The organism is Shinella sp., from assembly GCF_052438155.1.
Taxonomy (GTDB): Bacteria; Pseudomonadota; Alphaproteobacteria; order Rhizobiales; family Rhizobiaceae; genus Shinella.
In genome coordinates this window covers 36,404-56,079 of record NZ_JBQVPI010000019.1, presented here as the reverse complement: position 1 = coordinate 56,079, position 19,676 = coordinate 36,404, and the positions used below count along the sequence as shown (strand labels likewise).

The following is a 19,676-nucleotide window of genomic DNA, read 5'->3' as shown; positions in this document are numbered from 1 at the left end:
ATACAAGGTCCGGCAGTTTGTCAACGTGTGGCGGGTGTTCCGCCGGTTATGTAAGGGCCAAAGGGCGGTTTTCCCACCTTTTGGCAAGCGAAAACTTGAGTTTCCGCAAGATTCCGCTCAGGCCGCATTTCCCGTCATGCGTCGTCGCGAAACGATGCGCGAAAAGGCTGCCAGGAAGCGTTCCACATCGGCCGTGGTCGAGCCCGAACCGAGCGAGACGCGAAGCCCGCCAAGTGCCGCATCAAAACCCATCGCCGCCAGCACATGGCTTTGCCCGACCTTGCCGGACGAGCAGGCCGAGCCCGCCGACAGCGCGATGCCTTCGAGATCAAAAGCGATCTGCCCGGTTTCCGATTTCAGGCCCGGCAGGCTGAAGAACGAGGTGTTGGCGACCCGCTCTCCATCCGCACCATGGATAATGATGTCGTTCGTCGCCGTCCGCATGCCGGCTTCCAGCGCATCACGCAGATCGGCGATCAGGGTGTTGCGCTCGACAAGATCGGTCACCGCAGCGCGGGCGGCGGCGGCAAAGCCGGCGAGTGCTGCCGGGTTCTCCGTGCCGGACCGATGGCCCTTTTCCTGTCCGCCACCGCGGATCAGCGGCGCCGGCATCAGCACTTCGCCACGCGAGACAAGCGCGCCGACGCCCTTCGGGCCGCCGAGCTTGTGCGAGGAGACGATCAGGAAGTCCGCATCGAGCACTTCTATATCTACCGGCATGCGGCCAACGGCCTGAACCGCATCAACCACCAGCAAGCCACCGTGGCGGCGCACGATTTCCGCCGCTGCCTTGACCGGCTGCACGATGCCCGTCTCGTTGTTGGCAAGCATGACAGCAACCATCGGCAGGCCCTTGGCCTTGTCGTGGGTCTGAAGGACTGCTTCCAATGCGTCGAGATCGACGATACCGGCGGGGGTGACAGGAATGGTCGTCACATTCTCGCGTGAAAAACGTCCGCCCTCGCGGATCGCCGGGTGCTCGATCTCCGACACATACAGATGGCCGATGGCAAGCGGCGTGCGTCCCATGCGGTAGGTGGGCGTCAGCGCAAGGTTTGCCGCCTCAGTCGCACCGCTCGTGAAGATCACATGGGCAGGCGCTGTGTTGACGAGCGCTGCCACATCGCGGCGCGCAGATTCCACCAGCATGCGCAGCGCCCGGCCTTCGCCATGAACCGACGACGGATTGCCGACCATATCGAGCGCTGCAACACAGGCCTCGCGCGCCGCCGGCAGCAGGGGTGCCGTGGCGTTCCAGTCCAGATATGTGCGATCGATCTTCGTCATTCGTTTTCCGTGCCCAACGGGCCAAGTTCCATGCGACGTGCATTTTTCTTGAAATTGCCGTCTGGCTTGCCTTATGACACCAAGCTCACGGCGCCCGATGCGCCTATACAGTTTCGAATTGTTCTAAACTAGGTTCTAGAAAAGCTGACTGCTTTCGTCAAGACTTCAGTTGACAAGAATCCGGTCTGGAACGCGAACTTGCCGGAGTAAGAATGCCCGAAATCATCTTCAACGGACCCGCCGGTCGCCTCGAAGGCCGTTACCAGCCGTCCAAGCAGAAGAACGCCCCCATCGCCATCGTGCTGCATCCGCACCCGCAGTTCGGCGGCACGATGAACAACCAGATCGTCTACCAGCTCTTCTACATGTTCCAGAAGCGCGGTTTCACGACGCTGCGCTTCAACTTCCGCAGCATCGGCCGCAGCCAGGGCGAATTCGACCATGGTGCTGGCGAACTGTCCGATGCGGCTTCCGCGCTGGACTGGGTGCAGAGCCTGCATCCCGATTCGAAGAGCTGCTGGGTTGCCGGTTATTCCTTCGGCGCCTGGATCGGCATGCAGCTCCTGATGCGCCGCCCGGAGATCGAAGGCTTCATGTCGATCGCGCCGCAGCCGAACATCTACGATTTTTCGTTCCTCGCTCCCTGCCCGTCGTCCGGCCTGATCATCAACGGCGATGCCGACAAGGTGGCGCCGGAGAAGGACGTCAACGGCCTCGTGGAAAAGCTGAAGACGCAGAAGGGCATCCTGATCACCCACCGCGTGGTGCCGGGCGCAAACCACTTCTTCAACGGCCAGACCGAAACGCTGATGGCGGAATGCGAGGACTATCTCGACCGTCGCCTCGCCGGCGAACTGACCCCGGAACCGGCGGCCAAGCGCATCCGCTGACCGGCCGATAGCCTGAACCAAAAGCCCGATGGTCCGCCGTCGGGCTTTTTCTTTGCGCGCTTTTAGTTGGCCAGTTTGAAGGCCTCGACCACCACGGCCGCCGGCTCCGCCTCATGCACACGGTCACGCCCGGCGTTCTTGGCGGCATAAAGCGCATCGTCGGCCCGGCGCATGGCAAAGCGCAAGGGCTCGTCCCGGCCAACTTCCGCAACACCGAAGCTCGAGGTGACCCGCACACTCGGCGGCAGCCCCGGAATGGGCGCGACGGCTCGTGTCGCGCGCAGCGCATGGGCAAACAGCAGAGCCGCATCCTTGGCCGTGCGCGGCAGGAACAGCACGAACTCTTCGCCGCCGATACGGGCAACCAGCGCCCCTTTCGGGGCGGCGGCCTGCAGCATTTCGCCAAACGCGCGAATGGCGGCATCGCCACCCTGGTGGCCATGGGTGTCGTTGACCGACTTGAAGTGATCGAGATCACAGAGCACGATGCTGTGCGGCCCCTGCGCGGCCATCAGGGCGTCGACACGGTTATCGAAGCCACGACGGTTGAGAACGCCGGAAAGCGCGTCGACTTCGGCATTGACCTTCTCGTCCGCGACGATCTCCAGCACCAGCACGCAGAGCAGCATCAGGCCGACAGCAACGATCAGCACCGCGCCCATGCTCTGCGAGACAAGGGCAAACTGGCTGGCGAGATAGTCCTTTGCCGTACTGCCCGAACCGGCCAATACGGCGGCGAAGGCCTTGGCGATGAAATGCACGCTGGTCACCGCCAGCAGCACGACGAGCGCCCGGTCGACGAAGGATTTCGCTTGTGCCCGCCAGGCCGCCCAGGCGCACATGCCAAGCGCCACCGCAAAAGGCGTCTGGTAGGGCAGCGCATGTTCCAGCGTGCCACGCGGCAGATCGTAGATCACGACATCGAGCACTACGAAGGCGCCGAAGATGGCAGCCAGAACCGTATGGTTGGTTTTCAGGCCGTAGAGATGGCCGATGCCGACGCGCAGCATGAACATGCCGCCAAGCATCGCGGCAAAGGCAAGGATCGCCCAGGGCTTCGGCGGCGGCACATAGGCGACGAAAAGTTCAAAAATCGTGGAGAGCGAGGCGACGGCAAAGGCGCCGGCGAACCAGCGGGCGGCAACGCGATTGCGGCTCCGGGCAGAGACTGCCAGGAAAAACATGCAAAAACACTGCGCGATGAGAAAGTTCACCGTTAGCAGGAAGCCCGCGCCACTCATTGGCCACCCTACGCAAAACATGACCGACTGCCCGCGCAAAAGCCCCGGGCCGATCCGGATCGATGCTAGAGAATGGCTGCGAAAAAAGCGTTAATCGCGGAGGCCGGTTTTCCGGAGGATACCGCCGGTCACAGGGGCCTTGACGCCTGTCGTTGCCGGGAACGTCAGCGGCAGGCCGCGCAGGGACCGCACGGCAAGATAGGCCCAGGCCTCGGCCTCCATACTGTCGCCGTTGAGATCGACAGCCTCGGCCGCGACGACCTCCGCCCTCTCCGTTTCGGCAAGAGCCGCAAGGTCACCCATGATGATCCGGTTCAACCGGCCACCGCCGCAGACGACGTAGAGTTTTGGTCGCTCCGGCAGGTGGCGGGCCGAACGCAGGATCGCCGCCGCCGTAACATGCGCCAGGGTGCGCGCGCCGTCCTCGAGGCTCGCATCCTTGCCCTCCGGCGGGCGGAAATCGTTGCGGTCGAGCGAGCGGCGCACGGGAGCGGTAAAAAAGGCATGGCTCAGGTAGCGATGGGCAAGCTCCGGATCGACGCGGCCCTCGGAGGCGATCATGCCGCCCTGGTCGAAGGGAATGCCGGCATGGGCCTCGACCCATTGGTCGATCAGCGTGTTGCCCGGCCCACTGTCATAGGCGACGATCGCGCCATCGCTGCCGATGAAGGTCAGGTTGGAAATCCCCCCGATATTGACGAAGACCACGGCCTTGCCGGCCGAACTCGAAAGGCTCGCGGCGAGTGCGGCGTGATAGACGGGAATGAGCGGCGCCCCCTGCCCGCCATGCACCATATCGTTCGCCCGCATGTCATAGACGACGTCGATGCCCGTCTCGCGCGCCAAAAGCCCGCCATCGCCGAGCTGCACTGTCAGCGCCGCATCCGGACGGTGCAGCACGGTCTGGCCGTGGAAGCCGACGACATCCACATCGGATGGCTTCAGATCATTTTCGGCAAGGAAAGCGCGGACGGCCTCGGCATGGCGCTGCGTCAACTCCCGTTCGATTTCGGCAAGATCACCCGGCCGCTCGTCGCGTTCGCCGATCGCCTTGGCGGTTTCCAACGCGCCTTGCAGGCGCCGCCGGAAGGCCGAATCGTAGGAGCGCCCCATGGAAGGTCCGCGTTCGACGACCGCTTCGCCATCCGTGCGCACCAATGCGACGTCGATGCCGTCGAGGCTCGTGCCGCTCATCAGACCGATCGCTGTCCGCAGTGCCGTCATCCCATCGCTCCAGAATCACTTTTGAAGTGATTATGCGGTGAAACAGTGTTAAACGCCCGGCGGTTCGCCGGAAAATTACATCCGGCCGCAAACATCCCGCCAAAAGCATTCCGGCAAGAGAGACAGGCCATGTCCGAATTCAAATCCGATTTCCTTCGCACGCTGAAAGAGCGCGGCTTCATCCACCAGATTTCCGATGAAACCGGGCTCGACGATCTTCTCGCCAAGGAAACCGTGACGGCCTATATCGGCTTCGACCCGACGGCGCCGAGCCTGCATGCCGGCGGCCTCATCCAGATCATGCTGCTGCACTGGTTCCAGAAGACCGGCCACCGTCCCGTCTCGCTGATGGGCGGCGGCACCGGCATGGTCGGCGACCCGTCCTTCAAGGACGAGGCGCGCCAGTTGATGACGCCGGAAACCATCGACAGCAACATTGCCAGCATCAAGAAGGTCTTCTCCAACTACCTGACCTATGGCGACGGCCCCAAGGACGCGTTGATGATCAACAATGCCGACTGGCTGCTCGGCATCAACTATCTCGAATTCCTGCGCGATGTCGGCCGCCATTTCTCGGTCAACCGCATGCTCGCCTTCGACAGCGTGAAGATGCGCCTCGAGCGCGAACAGTCACTGTCCTTCCTCGAATTCAACTACATGATCCTGCAGGCCTACGACTTCGTCGAACTCAACAAGCGCCACGACGTACGCCTGCAGATGGGCGGTTCCGACCAGTGGGGCAATATCATCAACGGCATCGACCTTGGCCACCGCATGGGCACGCCGCAGCTCTACGCGATGACCTCGCCGCTTTTGACGACCGCTTCGGGCGCCAAGATGGGCAAGTCGCTCTCCGGCGCCGTCTGGCTGAACCCGGACATGCTGTCGGCCTATGACTTCTGGCAGTACTGGCGCAACACGGAAGACGCCGACGTGTCACGCTTCCTGAAACTCTACACGACGCTGCCGATGGACGAGATCGCCCGCCTTTCCGCGCTGGGCGGTGCCGAGATCAACGAGGTGAAGAAGATCCTCGCGACGGAAGTGACGGCGATGCTGCACGGACGCGCCGACGCCGAACAGGCCGCCGAGACCGCCCGCAAAACCTTCGAGGAAGGCGCGATTGCCGAAAACCTGCCGTCGGTCGATGTCGCCACAAGCGAACTCGAAGCCGGCATCGGCCTGCTCTCCCTCGTCGTCAAGGCTGGCCTTGCCACTTCCAACGGTGAAGCCCGCCGTCATGTGCAGGGAGGTGCGGTGCGCATCAATGATGTCGCCGTTTCCGACGAGCGTCGTCTCATCGGCACGGCAGATGTTTCCGCCGACGGCGTCATCAAGCTTTCCCTCGGCAAGAAGAAGCATATCCTCGTCCGCCCGGCCTGAGCGGGGCGACAGACCAAGGATCAAGGCCGCCTCCGGGCGGCCTTTTTATTGGAACTCGAAAATGTTGCGGAACACGCCCGGTGCGATGATCGACAGCGGGTTGATGGTGAGGTGCGGCTTGTCGAAGGGACCCGACAGTTTGAAGGTGATGCCGATCAGCCCCCGATCATTGCCGTTGCCGAGAAGGATGCCGATGATCGGCAGTTCGGCAAACAGCCGGTTGAGGCCATAGGCCGGCATGAAGGTGCCGGTCATCTCGGTACGGCCGCTGGCATCGCGGACCGTCCCGCGGAAGGTCGCCCCCACCATGTCACCGCGCACCACGCCGTTTTCAAGGCTTAGCGAGCCGCCGCCGGTGCGCACCTGCGCAAAACCGCGGGAGAATTGCACCGCGCTCACGTCGATCTCGCGCCGCACGGCATCGTTGAGGCTGCGCCCGCCGTCGTCGGCCGGCGTCGAGACGAGTGAGCGCAGGCGCTCTTCACCGACGAGGGCAAAATTGCGGATATCGACGGAGCCGAGCCACCCGTCGTTGGACGTCGCGCGCAGGCGCATGTTCAGGAGGCCCCCGCGCATATGGCGGTAGATATCGGCGAAACGCGCGATGGCGCCGGCATCGCCACTGGTGAGTTGGACGGCATCCGAGCCGTCACTCTTTGCCAGCTGCGCAACGACCGGCGCGCCGCTCGCCGTCACCGCCGAAAGATCGACGGCGGAAATGCGGTTGCCCGCCTTGCTATAGCGGAGATTGACGCTGGTGAGCGCCTCACCGTTGAAGCCGATGGCCCGGGACAGGTTGGCCGTAACGCTGACGCCCTGTTTTTCGCCGGCGGCACTGCCGCTCCCGCTGTTCTTGAGCCGCGCCAGCACGGCGCGCACGTCCGCCGTCTCGCCATCCGCGACCACGGTGTAGCCGGATTTGTTGCGCGTCACCTTCAGGCGATAGCGGTCATCGGCGGATAGCCGGACCGTGGAGAAATTGGCCGCATCCAGCGCTGAACCACGGAACGTCAGATTGCCGGCCACATTGAAACCATCGCCGGCAAAGCGGAAATCGGATACCCGTGTCACACCGTCCGTGGTTTCCGCCGTCAGCTTCACCGTGCCGCCGATGCCTGCACCCTTCGTCCATCCGATCCACGGAATGGAAACCGCAGCAGCACCGACATCCGCCTCGACCGTGCGTGGCCCGTCGCCGTCCTGCTCCACCCGCACGTCGATCGGGCCTTCGAGCACCTCCTCGAAGCCCGGCAGCAGTTTGCGGCGATCCTTGTTGCCGAGCGTGCCGGAGAGGATGGTCCTGCGCGTTATATTGGCAGCCTTGTTGACGGGCTCGATCAGTTCGAGATCGAATGTCACGCCGTCGATATTGGCCTTGGCCTTGAGATCGGCCTTCTGCGGATCGATGGCGAGCAGACCATGCAGCGCCGTCACGGCACGGCCCGCGATGGGCTTGGCGACATCGACGTTGTCGAGCGTCAACGCGGCCGTCCATTGTGGCGGCGGCGGCTTGTGGGCGGCGATGATGCCGAAATGCGCCTTGACGTTCGCCTTCACCTGGCCCGAAAAATCCTCCGGCTTGAAGCCGGTTGCCGGCAGAGCGCGGATCGGCCGATAGGTTACCAGCTCCGCGATCGCATCGGCGTTGCCGGCGACGTCGATGTCCATGTCCGCCATCAGCGGTTTGGTATAGTTGTCCGGCAGCACGAACGTGCCGCCGGTCAGCGCAACGGAGCGGCCGGACGGGAAGTAGGCCGCACCGCTGGCGATCTCGATTTCCGTGCGCGGCCCGCGCAGGCGAAACTTGCCGGATGTATCGCGTAGCGGCGGGATTTCGCCGGCAACATTCATGCGCGCGCCTTCGATGTCGAAGTCGATCTTCAGTTCATCCGGGCCGAGACGCATCGGCACGCCGGGCAGGCGCTCGCGCCCCTCGGCAAGATAGAATTCGATACGCCCGTTGGTGATGGTGCCGCCGAAGATATTCTTGATCACCCAGCTGCGTACCGTCTTGGCGATCCAGAACGGCCAGAGCTGCTTGACGGCGGCTGAGTCGAGTTCGCTCGCGATCATGACGAAGCTGACTTCCGGCGCACGGTCGCCAAAGCGCATCGCCAGCGATCCCGCCGCATTGCCCTTTTCGCTGGAGACGGTCATCTCCTCGAACAGCAGGTTTTTCGTCTTCGGCAGGTAATATCCGTTCACCTTCGCGTCGAAGCGGATCGGCGTCTCGGTGGAATCGACCGGCCGGCTGATCGCATCGCTGAAAACGAGATCGATGGCAAAGCCTTTGTCCGGCCGGTCGGAAACGCGATCGAGATCGATGAGCCCGCCGGTAAAGGGAAAATGCGACAGGCCGACGCTGACATCCTTCGAGGCAAGCTCGATCGAGCCCTTGTCGAAATTGTAGACGGCTTTGAGGGTCGATGGGCGCAGTTCCGCGGGAACTCCGTCGCCATAGACGGCGCCTGCGGCCAGTTTGATATCGAGGCCGAGCACCGGCTTCGTGCCAGCGGTTTCGCGCACGGCATTGACGGAAATGTCGGCCGTCGTATCGACACCGGCATGGACATTGCCGTTCACATCGTTGCCGAGCAGGAATTTTCCAAGCGCAACGTTGCGGATCGAACCGTCCAATGTCTGGACGACATCCTGCGCGCCGGATGCGGTCAGGTCGATTTCGCCCTCCGCGCCATCCATGGAAAAATGGCCGTCGATCGACATGGTGCCGTCACCGTCGCGGGTGAACTGGAGGCTGGCAATGGCAAGCGTCACCGGTTTGCCGCCCGGCCCCTGGAAGGTCGCGCCGAGATTGGCGATCTTGACTGTCTGCATGTTGTTGGCATCGATCAGGCGGTGAATGCCGTCCAGCCGCTCGAAGGTGGTTTCCAGATAATCCGGCACATCGGAGATGCGCAGCGCGGCAAGATCTAGCGGCTTGCTCTTGGGCAGCAGTGCCGTATTGAACATGGCGCCATCCACATCGAGCCGCGACACGGCAATGCGCCCGGTGGCGAGGGCGAGAGGATCAAGCACGATGCCGACCGCTTCGATCGTCGCCAGTTCCCGTTCCGATTCGACCTCTATGACACGGGCGTTCTCCGCCTTCAGCGCGAAGCCGTCGAAGCCGGCAAGGCGCAGGACCGTATGGTCGACGGAGGCGCGATAGCGCGGGCCGAACGCCTGGTTGAGGGCGGCAACGGCGCGGGCATTCAATGTGCTGTCGAAGACCCCCATCTCGACCAGGCCGATCAGCGCGGCGCCGAGGAACAGCACGAGCGAAACGGTGGCGGCGATGATTCGGCAGGCGATCCCGGTGCGACTCGCCTGCCGGGTGTGCAGGACGATCGGTTCATGCGCCTGCGCGGACGGCAGTTCGTGTAGCGGGACGATGTCCTGCTTGCGGAACACGACTTTCTCGCCGCGGATTTCGTCCATCGCGCGCTGGCTTCCTTTGCCCCTGGCGCAGCCTATTCCATGGAATCGGTGCGCATCGTCTGCTGGCCGCTGGACGATTCTGCCTGTCACTATATATGCGGGAGGCCGGGTCCTTGACTCAAAAAGCCGGCCAAAGAAAGGAAATCCCATGGCAGAATTGGTCCCGGGCGCAAACGCTCCGGATTTCACCCTCCCGCGCGACGGCGGGGATACCATTTCTCTAGCGCAGTTCCGCGGCCAGCCCATCGTGCTCTTCTTCTACCCGAAGGACGATACGCAAGGCTGCACGGTGGAAGCCAAGGATTTCACCGCCGCGAAGGCGGATTTCGATGCCGCCGGTGTCGCGCTTATCGGCCTTTCGCCGGACCCGGTGAAGAAGCATGACAAGTTCATCAAGAAACACGACCTCGGCGTAGCGCTCGCCTCTGACGAGAGTCTTCAGACGCTGGAAGCCTATGGCGTCTGGAAGGAAAAGAGCATGTATGGCCGCACCTATATGGGCGTCGAACGCACGACGGTGCTGGTCGATGCCGCCGGCAAGATCGCGGAGATCTGGCCGAAGGTAAAGGTCACGGGCCATGTCGACGCGGTGCTCGACGCCGCCAAGAAACTTTAGCATAGTCATACAAGGCACTGGAATGATTGAAATTCCGTACATCGAAAGCCTTCGCGGCGGGGCGACGGCGGCGATCAGCGCCGCCGATCTCGACGTGAAGACGGAACTGGCGCAGGAAACCGCGCGGCGCTGGTTTGCCCGCACGCTTTCGATGCGCTCGCCGCGCGATCCAGCGCTGCCGACCCGACCGGGCCGGCCGGAAAAACCCGCCCTCATCCCGCCGAAGCACATGGAAAAACGCTCACTGCATACCGAGAAGGGCCGCATCGCCCTCCTCCATGCGCTCGCCCATATCGAACTCAACGCGGTCGACCTTGCGCTCGACATCGTTGCCCGCTTCACCACGGAGCGGGTGCCGCATTCCTTCTTCGACGGCTGGATGCAGGTGGCCTTCGAGGAGGCGAAACATTTTCGCCTCATCCGCAATCGCTTGCGGGAACTCGGCGCGGACTATGGCGACCTGCCGGCGCATGACGGTCTGTGGCAGGCTGCACACGACACCCGCAACGACCTGACGGCCCGCCTCGCCGTCGTGCCCCTCATCCTCGAAGCGCGCGGCCTCGACGTGACGCCCCCGCTGCAGGCCAAGATGCGCGAGACCGGAGATCACGCCAGTGCCGATATCCTCGACATCATCTACAACGACGAGAAGGGTCACGTCGCCGTCGGCGCCAAGTGGTTCCGCTTCCTGTGCGCCCGGGAGAAGAAGGACCCCTCTGCCACCTTCAAGGAGCTGGTGCGCACGAATTTTCGCGGGCCGCTGAAGCCGCCATTCAACGATGTGGCGCGGGCAGAGGCAGGCCTCACGCCCTCCTTCTACCGCTCGCTCGTTTCCGTCAGTCAGAGCTAATATTTTGACCCAAATACCTGCCGGGAAAGCCTTTATTAACCCTAACAATGTGTAATTCCCGCACGAGACCAGCTTCAATCGGTCGGGGAGTAAACGAGTGGCGGAGCGTCCAGAAAACCGCGTCTTCGGAAAACGCGCTGAGCAGCATGTCGTTATCCTGGCGAGCGGCGACAAAATCCGTCACATGACGATCCGCCCCTGGATGGCGGCCGTCAGCTTCTGTTTTGCCGGCATGTTCACGGTCGGCTATCTCGCCGCCACTTCCTATCTCGTGCTGCGCGACGACCTGATCGGCGCCACCATGGCGCGGCAGGCCCGCATGCAGCACGACTATGAAGACCGCATCTCGTCGCTGCGCGCCCAGGTCGACCGTGTCACCAGCCGCCAACTTCTCGACCAGCAGGTCGTGGAGGAGAAGGTCGAAAAACTCATGCAGCAGCAGCTCGCCCTCTCGGAGCGTCATGGCAAGCTCAACGCGCTGCTCAACCGCGCCGAGGGCAGCGGCATACAGGCAACGGACGACATTCCCCTTCCGGATGCCAAACCGGTGACCGATGGACGCCGCGCCGATGCCGCCGGTGCAATCCACGCCATCATGGGCCTGTCCGGCGATGCGACGCCGAAGACGGCGCAACTCGCCTATGCATCGACAGGCGAATCGGTTGCCGACCGCTCAGACCGCTTGTTCTCCAAGGTTACGCTTTCGCTGAAAGACCTCGAGCACGAGCAGATGGGGCGCATCCAATCCCTCGCGGCCGGCGCCTCCGAGACGGCCGACGCCATCCAGACCATCCTGCGTCGCACAGGCTTCGACGTTGCGGAAGCTGCCCCAGCGGAAACCGATGCTGAGTCAGGCATTGGTGGCCCCTTTGTCGAACCGGCAACGTTTAGCGATCCGTTCGAAGACTCGATCAACGACCTCGACAGCGCGCTGGAGCGCCTCGACAGCGCGCGCCGCACGGCGAAAATGCTGCCCTTCGGCAATCCTTCGCCGGGCAGCAACATCACCAGCCGCTTCGGCAACCGCACCGATCCGTTCTTCGGCCGCCTCGCGCTGCATGCCGGTATAGATTTTCGGGCCAGCACCGGTACGGAGATCCGCTCCACCGGCGCCGGCACGGTCACCGTCGCCGGCCGCAATGGCGGTTACGGCAACATGGTCGAAATCGATCATGGCAATGGCCTGACGACGCGCTACGCACACCTCTCCCGTGTGCTCGTCAAGGTGGGCGATCATGTCGAGGCAGCAGATCCGGTCGGGCTTTCGGGCACCACGGGCCGCTCCACAGGACCGCATCTGCACTATGAAGTCCGCCGCGGCGGCAAGGCAATCGACCCCATGCGTTTCCTCACTGCCGGTATGAAGTTGACGACCTATATGGATTGACGTAACGCAAGGCGGGAAGCCTTCGTATGACAAATTTGCCTGCCATGAACTTCAAATTGCTGGCGGATTTACCAAATTCGCCGAATTCCTTGACTTTCCGGCACTTTCGGCATATTTGCGCTGCATCCTAGCGGCACGATACCCGCTGCAACCCATTGCGTTCGCAAGAACCGGAACGGAAACTGTTTTCCCTTTGACCACTTTTGCTGATCTTGGCCTGAGCCCGAAAGTCCTGTCCGCCGTCACAGATTCGGGCTACACGATCCCGACACCGATCCAGGCTGGCGCCATTCCGCCGGCACTTTCGCGGCGCGACATCCTCGGAATCGCCCAGACAGGCACCGGCAAGACTGCATCCTTCGTGCTGCCGATGCTGACGCTCTTGGAAAAGGGCCGTGCCCGGGCGCGCATGCCGCGCACGCTGATTCTCGAACCGACGCGCGAACTGGCAGCCCAGGTTGCGGAAAACTTCGAAAAATACGGCAAGAACCACAAGCTGAACGTCGCGCTGCTCATCGGTGGCGTTTCCTTCGACGAACAGGACCGCAAGCTTGAACGCGGTGCCGACGTCCTGATCTGCACTCCCGGCCGCCTGCTCGACCATTGCGAGCGCGGCAAACTGCTGATGACGGGCGTCGAAATCCTCGTCATCGATGAAGCCGACCGCATGCTCGACATGGGCTTCATCCCGGATATCGAGCGCATCGCCAAGCTCATCCCCTTCACCCGCCAGACGCTGTTCTTCTCGGCCACCATGCCGCCTGAAATCCAGAAGCTTGCGGACAAGTTCCTGCAGAACCCGGAGCGCGTCGAAGTATCGGTCCGCTCCTCCACCGCCACGACCGTGACGCAGCGCCTCGTCGCCACGCACGGCAAGGATTATGAGAAGCGCGCCACGCTGCGCGACCTCATACGCGCGCAGGAAGAACTCAAGAACGCCATCATCTTCTGCAACCGCAAGGTCGATGTCGCGGATCTCTTCCGCTCGCTCGACCGCCACGGCTTCTCCGTCGGCGCGCTGCACGGCGACATGGACCAGCGGTCGCGCACGACCATGCTGGCCAATTTCAAGGAAAACAAGCTCACGCTTCTCGTGGCATCCGACGTCGCTGCCCGCGGCCTCGATATCCCCGATGTGAGCCATGTCTTCAATTTCGACGTCCCGATCCACGCCGAGGACTATGTCCACCGCATTGGCCGCACCGGCCGTGCCGGCCGTTCGGGCGCCGCCTTCACCCTCGTCTCCAAGCGCGACGGAAAGTTCGTCGATGCCATCGAAAAGCTGATCGATCAGAAGATCGAATGGCTGAGCGGCGGCGTTGAAGACCTTCCGCAGGCTGCCGAGAGCGAGGAGCGCGAACGGCCCCGCAGTGGGCGCGATCGCGGTGGTCGTGACCGCGACCGTGATCGTTCCCGTGGACGCAGCAAGGGCGAAGCCCGCGTCACGGAAACCCGCATCGAGACCGTTGAGACCGAAGAAAAGGTGGAAGTCGTGAAAGCTGAACGCAAGGCGGAAGGGCGGCCGCAGACTCCCGCTCGCAATCCGCGGGCCGCAAACCATGCCGCGCCGCGTCCGGCCAATGATGACAGCCGTGATCGCCGCAACCGCTATCGCCGCGACGACGATGACGGCCCGACGCCGCTCGGCTTCGGCGACGAGGTCCCGGCCTTCATGCTGGTCGCCGGCAAGGCCTGATTTCTAACAATGCCTATTCCCGGCATCGATGTGCCAGGCCTCGGTTGCGGCCTGGCCATTTTGCGTGAGGGCAAGCTTCTGCTCTACCGGCGTAGCAATGCGCCGGAAGCCGGCTGCTGGAGCATCGTCGGCGGCAAGGTCGACCATATGGAACGCGCAATCGATTCCGCTCGCCGCGAGGCGCAGGAGGAATCGGGACTGACCGTCGGCGCTGTCCAACTCCTGTGCATTTCCGAGCAGATCATCGAAGAAGAGCGCCAGCACTGGCTGTCGCTCATCTATGTGACGGAGGATTTTGCCGGAGAGGCCCGCGTCATGGAGCCGGAAAAGCTGCCGGAATTCGGCTGGTTTCCACTCGATGCGCTGCCCACGCCCCTCTCGCGCTTTGCCGCGGACGCCGTCAAGGCGCTCCGCGTGCGTTAAGTGCTGGCGGTTCTTATCTCAGAACCGCGCGGTGGCGCCGAGGATGAAGGTCCGACCCCGGCCGTTGTTGATGCCGGCGAGATTGTCGGAAAGCCCGGAATTTGCCTTCATATAGGCTTTGTCGAACACGTTCTCGACGTTGAAGAAGACCTTGGCGTTCTCGTTGATCTCCCAGGAGGCGTGCACGTCGAAGAGCGTGTAGGCGTCGACCTTGTAGGCATCGGGTTTCCCAAGGAACGCCTGCTTGCTTTCCCCGACATACCGCACGCGCCCACCGACCGTCAGCGCCTCATCAAGGAAGCGCATGCCGACGTCGACGGTCGCGAAATCGTCCGGCAGCTGGCCGGTGTCGCTCGTGGTGCCCGATGAAGAACCCTGCGGCTGGTCGGTATCGGCAAGCGTCAGCGAGAAGCCGGCATAGTAGCGTCCGGCATCGTAGCCGCCTTCGATTTCGAGACCCTTCATGACAGTGGTGCCGTCAAGGTTGACCCAGCACGCAACGCTGCCGTCACCGGGCTCCCAATTGGGGCAAAGCGTGCCGCTGGTGTCGGTGCGGTAGGTGATGTAGTCGCTGATGCGGTTGTGGAAGTAGCCGACCTTGAGCCAGGCGGTATCGCCGGCCGTCAGCAGGTCGTCGCCCTTGAGATTGACGCCCAGCTCCCAGCCGCGGCTCTGCTCCGGCACGAGGTTCGGGTTGTTGTTGACCGGGTCCGACGAGCCGTCGAAGCTGTGGCCGCCCGGATAGAACATTTCGGCGGCCGTCGGCGGGCGCGAGGTGTGGGCATAGGTGACATAGGGCTGCAGCCAATCGAACGGGCGCGCCGAAAGGGTGATCTTCGGGTTGAGGTCGCCGCCATGCCGAGAGACGGCGTCCCCGGGGCACGGGTCGCCATCGGGATCGCAACCGTTGGAGCCCGGCGCATCATAACCGCTGATACCGTCCACCGACCAGTAATCGTAGCGCAGGCCGCCGGTCAGGTCGAAAATGCCGCGTGTGAGCGTCGCCTCGCTGAAAGCGCCTGCTTTCATCAGCGTTCCATCCGCGTTGGCGCCGCGCTTGGCGTTGCCCTCGTATTTGTCGTTGCTGTAGGCCGCGCCATAGGAGAGCTTCAGTTCGGTCTCGTCGCCGAGATCGAAGTGCATGCGGTTGGTGATATCGAAACCGGTCGTCGTGTTGGTGCCCTTGCGGCCATCGAACGCCGCGCCATCAATGCTCGAACCGTCGAATTCAAGATCGGTGATGTTGAGATAGGCGTTGGCCGAAAGGTCGATCAGGTCGCTGCCCGGCTTGTAGGAATACTTTGCCGTATAGGTCTGGTTCTCGACCACCCAGTTGTAGCCGGAGCTGCCCGGCAGGAACTCGCTGCCGTACCAGATACCGCCGAGTGACAGGTTGTGATCGGAATCCGGCGCGATGTTCACCTTGAACAGGCCCGACTTCGGATGCTCGTCACCGGCGCTCGGATAGACGATGCCGTCACCGTTTTCGTACGGGCTTTTCTTCGTGTCGCTGAGTGCGCCGACGACACCGATCTCGCCCTCGCCCATATCCGTGCGGGCCGCCCCGGCCAGCAGGCGCGAATAATCGAAGCCGTTCGTGCCGATGCGCACGGTAGACATCACGCCCAAATCCTTGCCCGGCAGCAGCACGTCATCGACGTCGAGCGTGCGAAAATTCGCGGCCCCTGCCAGCGTGCCCATGCCTTCGGCACCCGAAACCGCGCCACGCGACACATCCACGCCCACTAGCATGTTCTGCTCGACATACAGCATGTTGTCGAACGTCCCGGCGTGGCCAGACAGGTTACGGAAGGTCTGCGGTACGCCATCGATCATGCTGTTGACGCGGCCCATGCCCTGCAGACCACGGATATTGACCATGATGCCGGGCTGGTCAGCCGGTTCGCGCGTGAACGTGCCAGGCATCGAGCGCAGCACCTGCGTCGCATCGCCGGCAAATTGTTCCTGGATTTTTACACGATCCGCCTTTGAAACGGCGGCCGGCATATCGACGATGCCGTCCCCGTTGCTGTCGCTTTCGATGTTGATCTGCTGGAGCAGGGTTGCCGCCGCTTCCTGCGCCTTCACCGGTGTGGCCATCGCCAGGAGCACAAGCGCCATGGCCGTGCCAGCGAGAAGCGTCGACGCGTGGAAACGATCATTTTTCATGGAAACCTCACCGGACATCAGGCCGCGCGATCTCGCACGCGAACTGCCCGGTAATGGACAACATGATAAACCAAGTCAAGTTTAAATGCGGCAATTATCCGGCTGTATCGCTACTTCGCGCGAAGGGCCGCTTGATAGGCCCGGCGCACCCATTGGGCCATCTCGTCCGGATCGTCGAAGGCCTCGTCGGGGATGGACCAGTAGGGCATTTTCACGGGCTTGCCCTGCTTGCTCTCATAGAACCATTGCCGACAACCGGCCGCCTCGAAATCCGGCGCACTGGCCTCGTCCGCCTTGAGCAGGATTTCGTCGGAGACTTCCAGCGCGAGAATCCGGCCCTGGTGATAGATGCCCTTGCCACCGAACATGCGCTTGATCGTCACCGGCCCAAGCGCCTGAAACATTTCTTCGATCGCATCCCGGTCCATGCCCTACCCTTTCAGAATGCCACCCGCGGCCACCACAGCCTCCGGCGTATCGACGTCGACATGCGCCGCCTCACCGATCTCCACGTCCACCACGTCAAGCCCCGCGCTCTCCACGATATGCCGTGCCCCGACATCGCCTTCAAGCTGAAGGATGGCGGAAAACGTCGTGCCCGGCAGCACGACGGGGTTGCCGCGCTTGCCGCCGGAAACGGCCCGCACGATGGCATGTCCGCCCGCTGCCGCGAAGGCATCGAGCAACCGGCGCACATCCGCCCCGGTGACATGCGGCATATCGGCCAGCATGACCACGATGCCCTCACAGCCCGGCGACACGGCGGAAACGCCCGCCCGCAGCGAGGTCGACATGCCCTGCGCGTGATCCGGGTTGCGCAGGACATCCACGGTGAGCCCGGCCAGTTCTGCCTCCACCTCGTCCGCACGATGCCCGGTCACGACGAGCACCTGCGCCGGCTTTGCCGCCAGCGCAGCCTCCACCGAGCGTCGTACCAGCGCCTTGCCGTCGAAGGTGGCCAGCAGCTTGTGGCCGCCGTTCATGCGGCTGGCGCGCCCGGCAGCCAGAACCAGCGCCGTGACGGAAAGCGCCCGCTCAGGTGCACGCAACTCGCGCGGTTGCGGTCGGCTTGGAATTTCCGCAAGAAGGCCACCGACGCCCATGCCTGTAATCTCCTCGGAACCCGGCTTTTCACCGGCGAAAATGCGCGCCAGAATCCAGTCGAAGCCGTTCTCCTTCGGGCTCCGGGCACAGCCGGGCGCACCGAGCACCGGCACCGCCCCAACGTGCCCCAGAACCAGCAAGTTGCCCGGATCAACCGGCATGCCGACATGCACGACTGCGCCACCCGCGGCGCGGATGGCGGCGGGAATGACATCGTTCGCATCCGTCACGGCAGACGCACCGAAGACGACGACAAGCTCGTTCTCGCCGGCCGCCTGGCGGATCGCCACGGCAAGCGCCGCTGGCTGGTGCGGCACGCGCCTTTCCCCCGTCAGGCGACTGCCGGATGGGTGCAGACGCTGTTCAAGAAGACGGCGTGTCTTGTCCATGACGGAAACCTTGAGCGTCGGCAGCTCCGTCGCAACCAGCCCGACACGGTGCGCCACGAAGGGCTTGACCTCCAGCGTCCGGCTCGCTGACAGCAAAGCCGCCGCCCTGCGGGCAAGGGCGTCCGGCACGGCAAGGGGAATGATCTTGATCGTCGCCACCATGTCGCCCGCCGCAACGCTTGCATGATCCGGCAGAGTGGCGATGGTGATCGCCGGATCGACCCGGTTGAAGCGATCGATCGCCACCCGGTCGACGACGAAGAGACCGTTCGCCTTGGCATGGAGATTGATGCGGCCGGTCGCGGGCGGGGTAAAACTGAGATGATCGGGCACGATCGCCGCGGCGATCAGAGCGGCCGCCTCGTCCTCGCCGATATCCCCCTCCTCCAGGCGCACCGCGATCACGGCGGCGACGCCTGCCGCGGCAAGGGCCGCCTGATCGTCGGCCGTTACCACATGCCCCTTGTGCAATGACAGGCCCTCGACCCGTATACCATGGGCCAATCGTGCGCCGATCGCCTCGGCAACCGGGATTTCGCCGAAGATCACGAGACGGCTCCCCGCAAGGGTCGGCGGCGCAGATGCTCCACGATATCCGCCAGGATGGCGACGGCAATTTCGGCGGGGCTCGCGGCACCGATATCGAGGCCGATCGGCGCGGATATTGTCGCGATCTCCGCGTCGCTGTGCCCGAGCGCCGTCAGGCGTTCGACACGCTTGGCATGGGTCTTCCGGCTGCCGAGTGCGCCGATATAGAAACAGCCGGTGGAGAGCGCCTGCGACAGCGGAAAATCGTCGATCTTCGGATCGTGGGTAACAGCCACGAGCGCGGTATAGGCGTCGAGTGGCCGCGCGCCCAGCACATCCTCCGGCCAGTCGGCGACAAGGTCGATGCCGGCGAAGCGCTCTTCGGTGGCAAAAGCCGTGCGCGGATCGATGATCGTGATATCGAAGCCTGCAATCCCGGCCATCTGTGCCAACGCCTGGCTGATATGCGCCGCGCCGATGACCACGATGCGGGCCGGTGGCAGATGGACATTCAGGAAGAAATCGCGATCCTCCGCCGCCACGACGGCGGATTTGCCGGAGCGGAATGCGCTTTCGATCGCCGTGCCGAGCGGCCCGGCGACCGGATCGCCCTCGCAGACCACCCGGTCGCGGCCGTCGCCGAGATCCGTGAGGTGGATGACCGCGCGGCGGGCGGCGCGCTCCGTGTTCAGCTTGCGCAGCAGGTAGGGATCCATCAGCCGACCCGCTCCACATAGACCCGGATGCGTCCGCCGCAGGACAGGCCGACACGCCAGGCCGTCTCGTCGGCGACGCCGAATTCCAGCAAACGTGGTTCGCCGTCGCCGATCACCTCCATCGCCTCACCGATCACCGCCCCCTCGACGCAGCCGCCCGAAACGGAACCGTGAAAATTTCCCTCGCCGTCGATGACCAGATGGCTGCCGACCGGACGCGGCGCCGAGCCCCAGGTCTCGACGACGGTGGCGAGCGCCACCGTGCGGCCGTCGTCCATCCAGCGTTCCGCGATGGTCAACGGATCGAGTGCGTCACTTGCGTCCATTTTGTCCTC

The 19,676-nt window shown here is 63.5% G+C and carries 16 protein-coding genes; 7 read left to right on the top strand and 9 right to left on the bottom strand.

Annotated elements, in window-relative coordinates; translation table 11 throughout:
* Window positions 1-117: 117 nt before the first annotated feature.
* Entirely contained in the window at window positions 118-1,287 is a 1,170-nt protein-coding gene (locus tag ACT6VE_RS25505) for a cysteine desulfurase family protein (protein WP_444801139.1), read from the bottom strand.
* 212 nt (window positions 1,288-1,499) lie between these two features.
* Between ACT6VE_RS25505 and ACT6VE_RS25500 the strand changes: the two genes are divergently transcribed.
* The gene (locus tag ACT6VE_RS25500) at window positions 1,500-2,177 is read left to right on the top strand and encodes an alpha/beta hydrolase (RefSeq protein ID WP_069058938.1); all 678 of its coding nucleotides are present in this window, start codon (window positions 1,500-1,502) and stop codon (window positions 2,175-2,177) included.
* A 62-nt stretch (window positions 2,178-2,239) separates the two neighbouring features.
* Here ACT6VE_RS25500 and ACT6VE_RS25495 read toward each other — a convergent pair whose 3' ends face one another.
* Together ACT6VE_RS25495 and ACT6VE_RS25490 are read right to left on the bottom strand one after the other, a co-directional pair.
* On the bottom strand, window positions 2,240-3,361 hold the full coding sequence (locus tag ACT6VE_RS25495; RefSeq protein WP_444801138.1) for a diguanylate cyclase domain-containing protein: 1,122 nt from the start codon (window positions 3,359-3,361) through the stop codon (window positions 2,240-2,242).
* Between the two features lie 147 nt (window positions 3,362-3,508).
* The gene (locus tag ACT6VE_RS25490; RefSeq protein WP_444801137.1) at window positions 3,509-4,642 is read right to left on the bottom strand and encodes an anhydro-N-acetylmuramic acid kinase; all 1,134 of its coding nucleotides are present in this window, start codon (window positions 4,640-4,642) and stop codon (window positions 3,509-3,511) included.
* A 129-nt stretch (window positions 4,643-4,771) separates the two neighbouring features.
* Between ACT6VE_RS25490 and tyrS the strand changes: the two genes are divergently transcribed.
* Window positions 4,772-6,025: a tyrosine--tRNA ligase gene (gene tyrS, locus ACT6VE_RS25485; protein WP_444801136.1), complete on the top strand. Its 1,254-nt coding sequence runs from the start codon at window positions 4,772-4,774 to the stop codon at window positions 6,023-6,025.
* Between the two features lie 45 nt (window positions 6,026-6,070).
* On the opposite strand, the gene ACT6VE_RS25480 is transcribed toward tyrS, so the two are convergent.
* Window positions 6,071-9,463 (bottom strand): DUF3971 domain-containing protein, encoded by a 3,393-nt coding sequence (locus ACT6VE_RS25480; RefSeq protein WP_444801135.1) that lies wholly within the window; start codon window positions 9,461-9,463, stop codon window positions 6,071-6,073.
* 148 nt (window positions 9,464-9,611) lie between these two features.
* Here ACT6VE_RS25480 and ACT6VE_RS25475 point away from each other — a divergent pair, with 148 nt between their 5' ends.
* From ACT6VE_RS25475 to ACT6VE_RS25455, 5 genes are all read left to right on the top strand, one after another.
* A complete protein-coding gene (locus ACT6VE_RS25475) occupies window positions 9,612-10,079 on the top strand; it encodes a peroxiredoxin (protein WP_444801134.1) in 468 nt (155 codons plus the stop codon).
* 22 nt (window positions 10,080-10,101) lie between these two features.
* Window positions 10,102-10,929, top strand: a complete 828-nt coding sequence (locus tag ACT6VE_RS25470; RefSeq protein ID WP_444801133.1) for a ferritin-like domain-containing protein — start codon at window positions 10,102-10,104, stop codon at window positions 10,927-10,929.
* Window positions 10,930-11,026: 97 nt separating this feature from the next.
* Window positions 11,027-12,316, top strand: a complete 1,290-nt coding sequence (locus ACT6VE_RS25465) for a M23 family metallopeptidase (RefSeq protein WP_444801132.1) — start codon at window positions 11,027-11,029, stop codon at window positions 12,314-12,316.
* A gap of 193 nt (window positions 12,317-12,509) precedes the next feature.
* Window positions 12,510-14,012, top strand: coding sequence for a DEAD/DEAH box helicase (locus ACT6VE_RS25460; RefSeq protein WP_444801131.1), 1,503 nt, complete (start codon window positions 12,510-12,512; stop codon window positions 14,010-14,012).
* A 9-nt stretch (window positions 14,013-14,021) separates the two neighbouring features.
* Window positions 14,022-14,435 (top strand): NUDIX domain-containing protein, encoded by a 414-nt coding sequence (locus tag ACT6VE_RS25455; RefSeq protein ID WP_444801130.1) that lies wholly within the window; start codon window positions 14,022-14,024, stop codon window positions 14,433-14,435.
* A gap of 18 nt (window positions 14,436-14,453) precedes the next feature.
* Here the strand turns inward: ACT6VE_RS25455 and ACT6VE_RS25450 are convergent, their stop codons facing one another.
* From ACT6VE_RS25450 to ACT6VE_RS25430, 5 genes are all read right to left on the bottom strand, one after another.
* Window positions 14,454-16,604 carry a TonB-dependent receptor domain-containing protein gene (locus ACT6VE_RS25450; protein ID WP_444801129.1) on the bottom strand — a complete coding sequence of 717 codons (2,151 nt, stop codon included), beginning with the start codon at window positions 16,602-16,604 and terminating at the stop codon, window positions 14,454-14,456.
* A gap of 110 nt (window positions 16,605-16,714) precedes the next feature.
* A complete protein-coding gene (locus tag ACT6VE_RS25445) occupies window positions 16,715-17,032 on the bottom strand; it encodes a TfoX/Sxy family protein (RefSeq protein ID WP_444801128.1) in 318 nt (105 codons plus the stop codon).
* Between the two features lie 3 nt (window positions 17,033-17,035).
* Window positions 17,036-18,646: an NTP transferase domain-containing protein gene (locus tag ACT6VE_RS25440; RefSeq protein WP_444801127.1), complete on the bottom strand. Its 1,611-nt coding sequence runs from the start codon at window positions 18,644-18,646 to the stop codon at window positions 17,036-17,038.
* Window positions 18,643-19,341 (bottom strand): XdhC family protein, encoded by a 699-nt coding sequence (locus ACT6VE_RS25435; protein WP_444801126.1) that lies wholly within the window; start codon window positions 19,339-19,341, stop codon window positions 18,643-18,645. The genes ACT6VE_RS25440 and ACT6VE_RS25435 overlap by 4 nt, the downstream gene beginning before the upstream one ends.
* A complete protein-coding gene (locus ACT6VE_RS25430) occupies window positions 19,341-19,667 on the bottom strand; it encodes an XdhC family protein (protein WP_444801125.1) in 327 nt (108 codons plus the stop codon). The genes ACT6VE_RS25435 and ACT6VE_RS25430 overlap by 1 nt, the downstream gene beginning before the upstream one ends.
* Window positions 19,668-19,676: the final 9 nt, after the last annotated feature.

Excerpts from the sequence above, each read along its gene's own strand:
- ACT6VE_RS25505 (WP_444801139.1), bottom strand. The coding sequence starts at position 1,287 with ATGACGAAGATCGATCGCACATATCTGGACTGGAACGCCACGGCACCC.
- ACT6VE_RS25500 (WP_069058938.1), top strand. The coding sequence starts at position 1,500 with ATGCCCGAAATCATCTTCAACGGACCCGCCGGTCGCCTCGAAGGCCGT.
- ACT6VE_RS25495 (WP_444801138.1), bottom strand. The coding sequence starts at position 3,361 with ATGTTTTTCCTGGCAGTCTCTGCCCGGAGCCGCAATCGCGTTGCCGCC.
- ACT6VE_RS25490 (WP_444801137.1), bottom strand. The coding sequence starts at position 4,642 with ATGACGGCACTGCGGACAGCGATCGGTCTGATGAGCGGCACGAGCCTC.
- tyrS (WP_444801136.1), top strand. The coding sequence starts at position 4,772 with ATGTCCGAATTCAAATCCGATTTCCTTCGCACGCTGAAAGAGCGCGGC.
- ACT6VE_RS25480 (WP_444801135.1), bottom strand. The coding sequence starts at position 9,463 with ATGGACGAAATCCGCGGCGAGAAAGTCGTGTTCCGCAAGCAGGACATC.
- ACT6VE_RS25475 (WP_444801134.1), top strand. The coding sequence starts at position 9,612 with ATGGCAGAATTGGTCCCGGGCGCAAACGCTCCGGATTTCACCCTCCCG.
- ACT6VE_RS25470 (WP_444801133.1), top strand. The coding sequence starts at position 10,102 with ATGATTGAAATTCCGTACATCGAAAGCCTTCGCGGCGGGGCGACGGCG.
- ACT6VE_RS25455 (WP_444801130.1), top strand. The coding sequence starts at position 14,022 with ATGCCTATTCCCGGCATCGATGTGCCAGGCCTCGGTTGCGGCCTGGCC.
- ACT6VE_RS25450 (WP_444801129.1), bottom strand. The coding sequence starts at position 16,604 with ATGAAAAATGATCGTTTCCACGCGTCGACGCTTCTCGCTGGCACGGCC.
- ACT6VE_RS25445 (WP_444801128.1), bottom strand. The coding sequence starts at position 17,032 with ATGGACCGGGATGCGATCGAAGAAATGTTTCAGGCGCTTGGGCCGGTG.
- ACT6VE_RS25435 (WP_444801126.1), bottom strand. The coding sequence starts at position 19,341 with ATGGATCCCTACCTGCTGCGCAAGCTGAACACGGAGCGCGCCGCCCGC.
- ACT6VE_RS25430 (WP_444801125.1), bottom strand. The coding sequence starts at position 19,667 with ATGGACGCAAGTGACGCACTCGATCCGTTGACCATCGCGGAACGCTGG.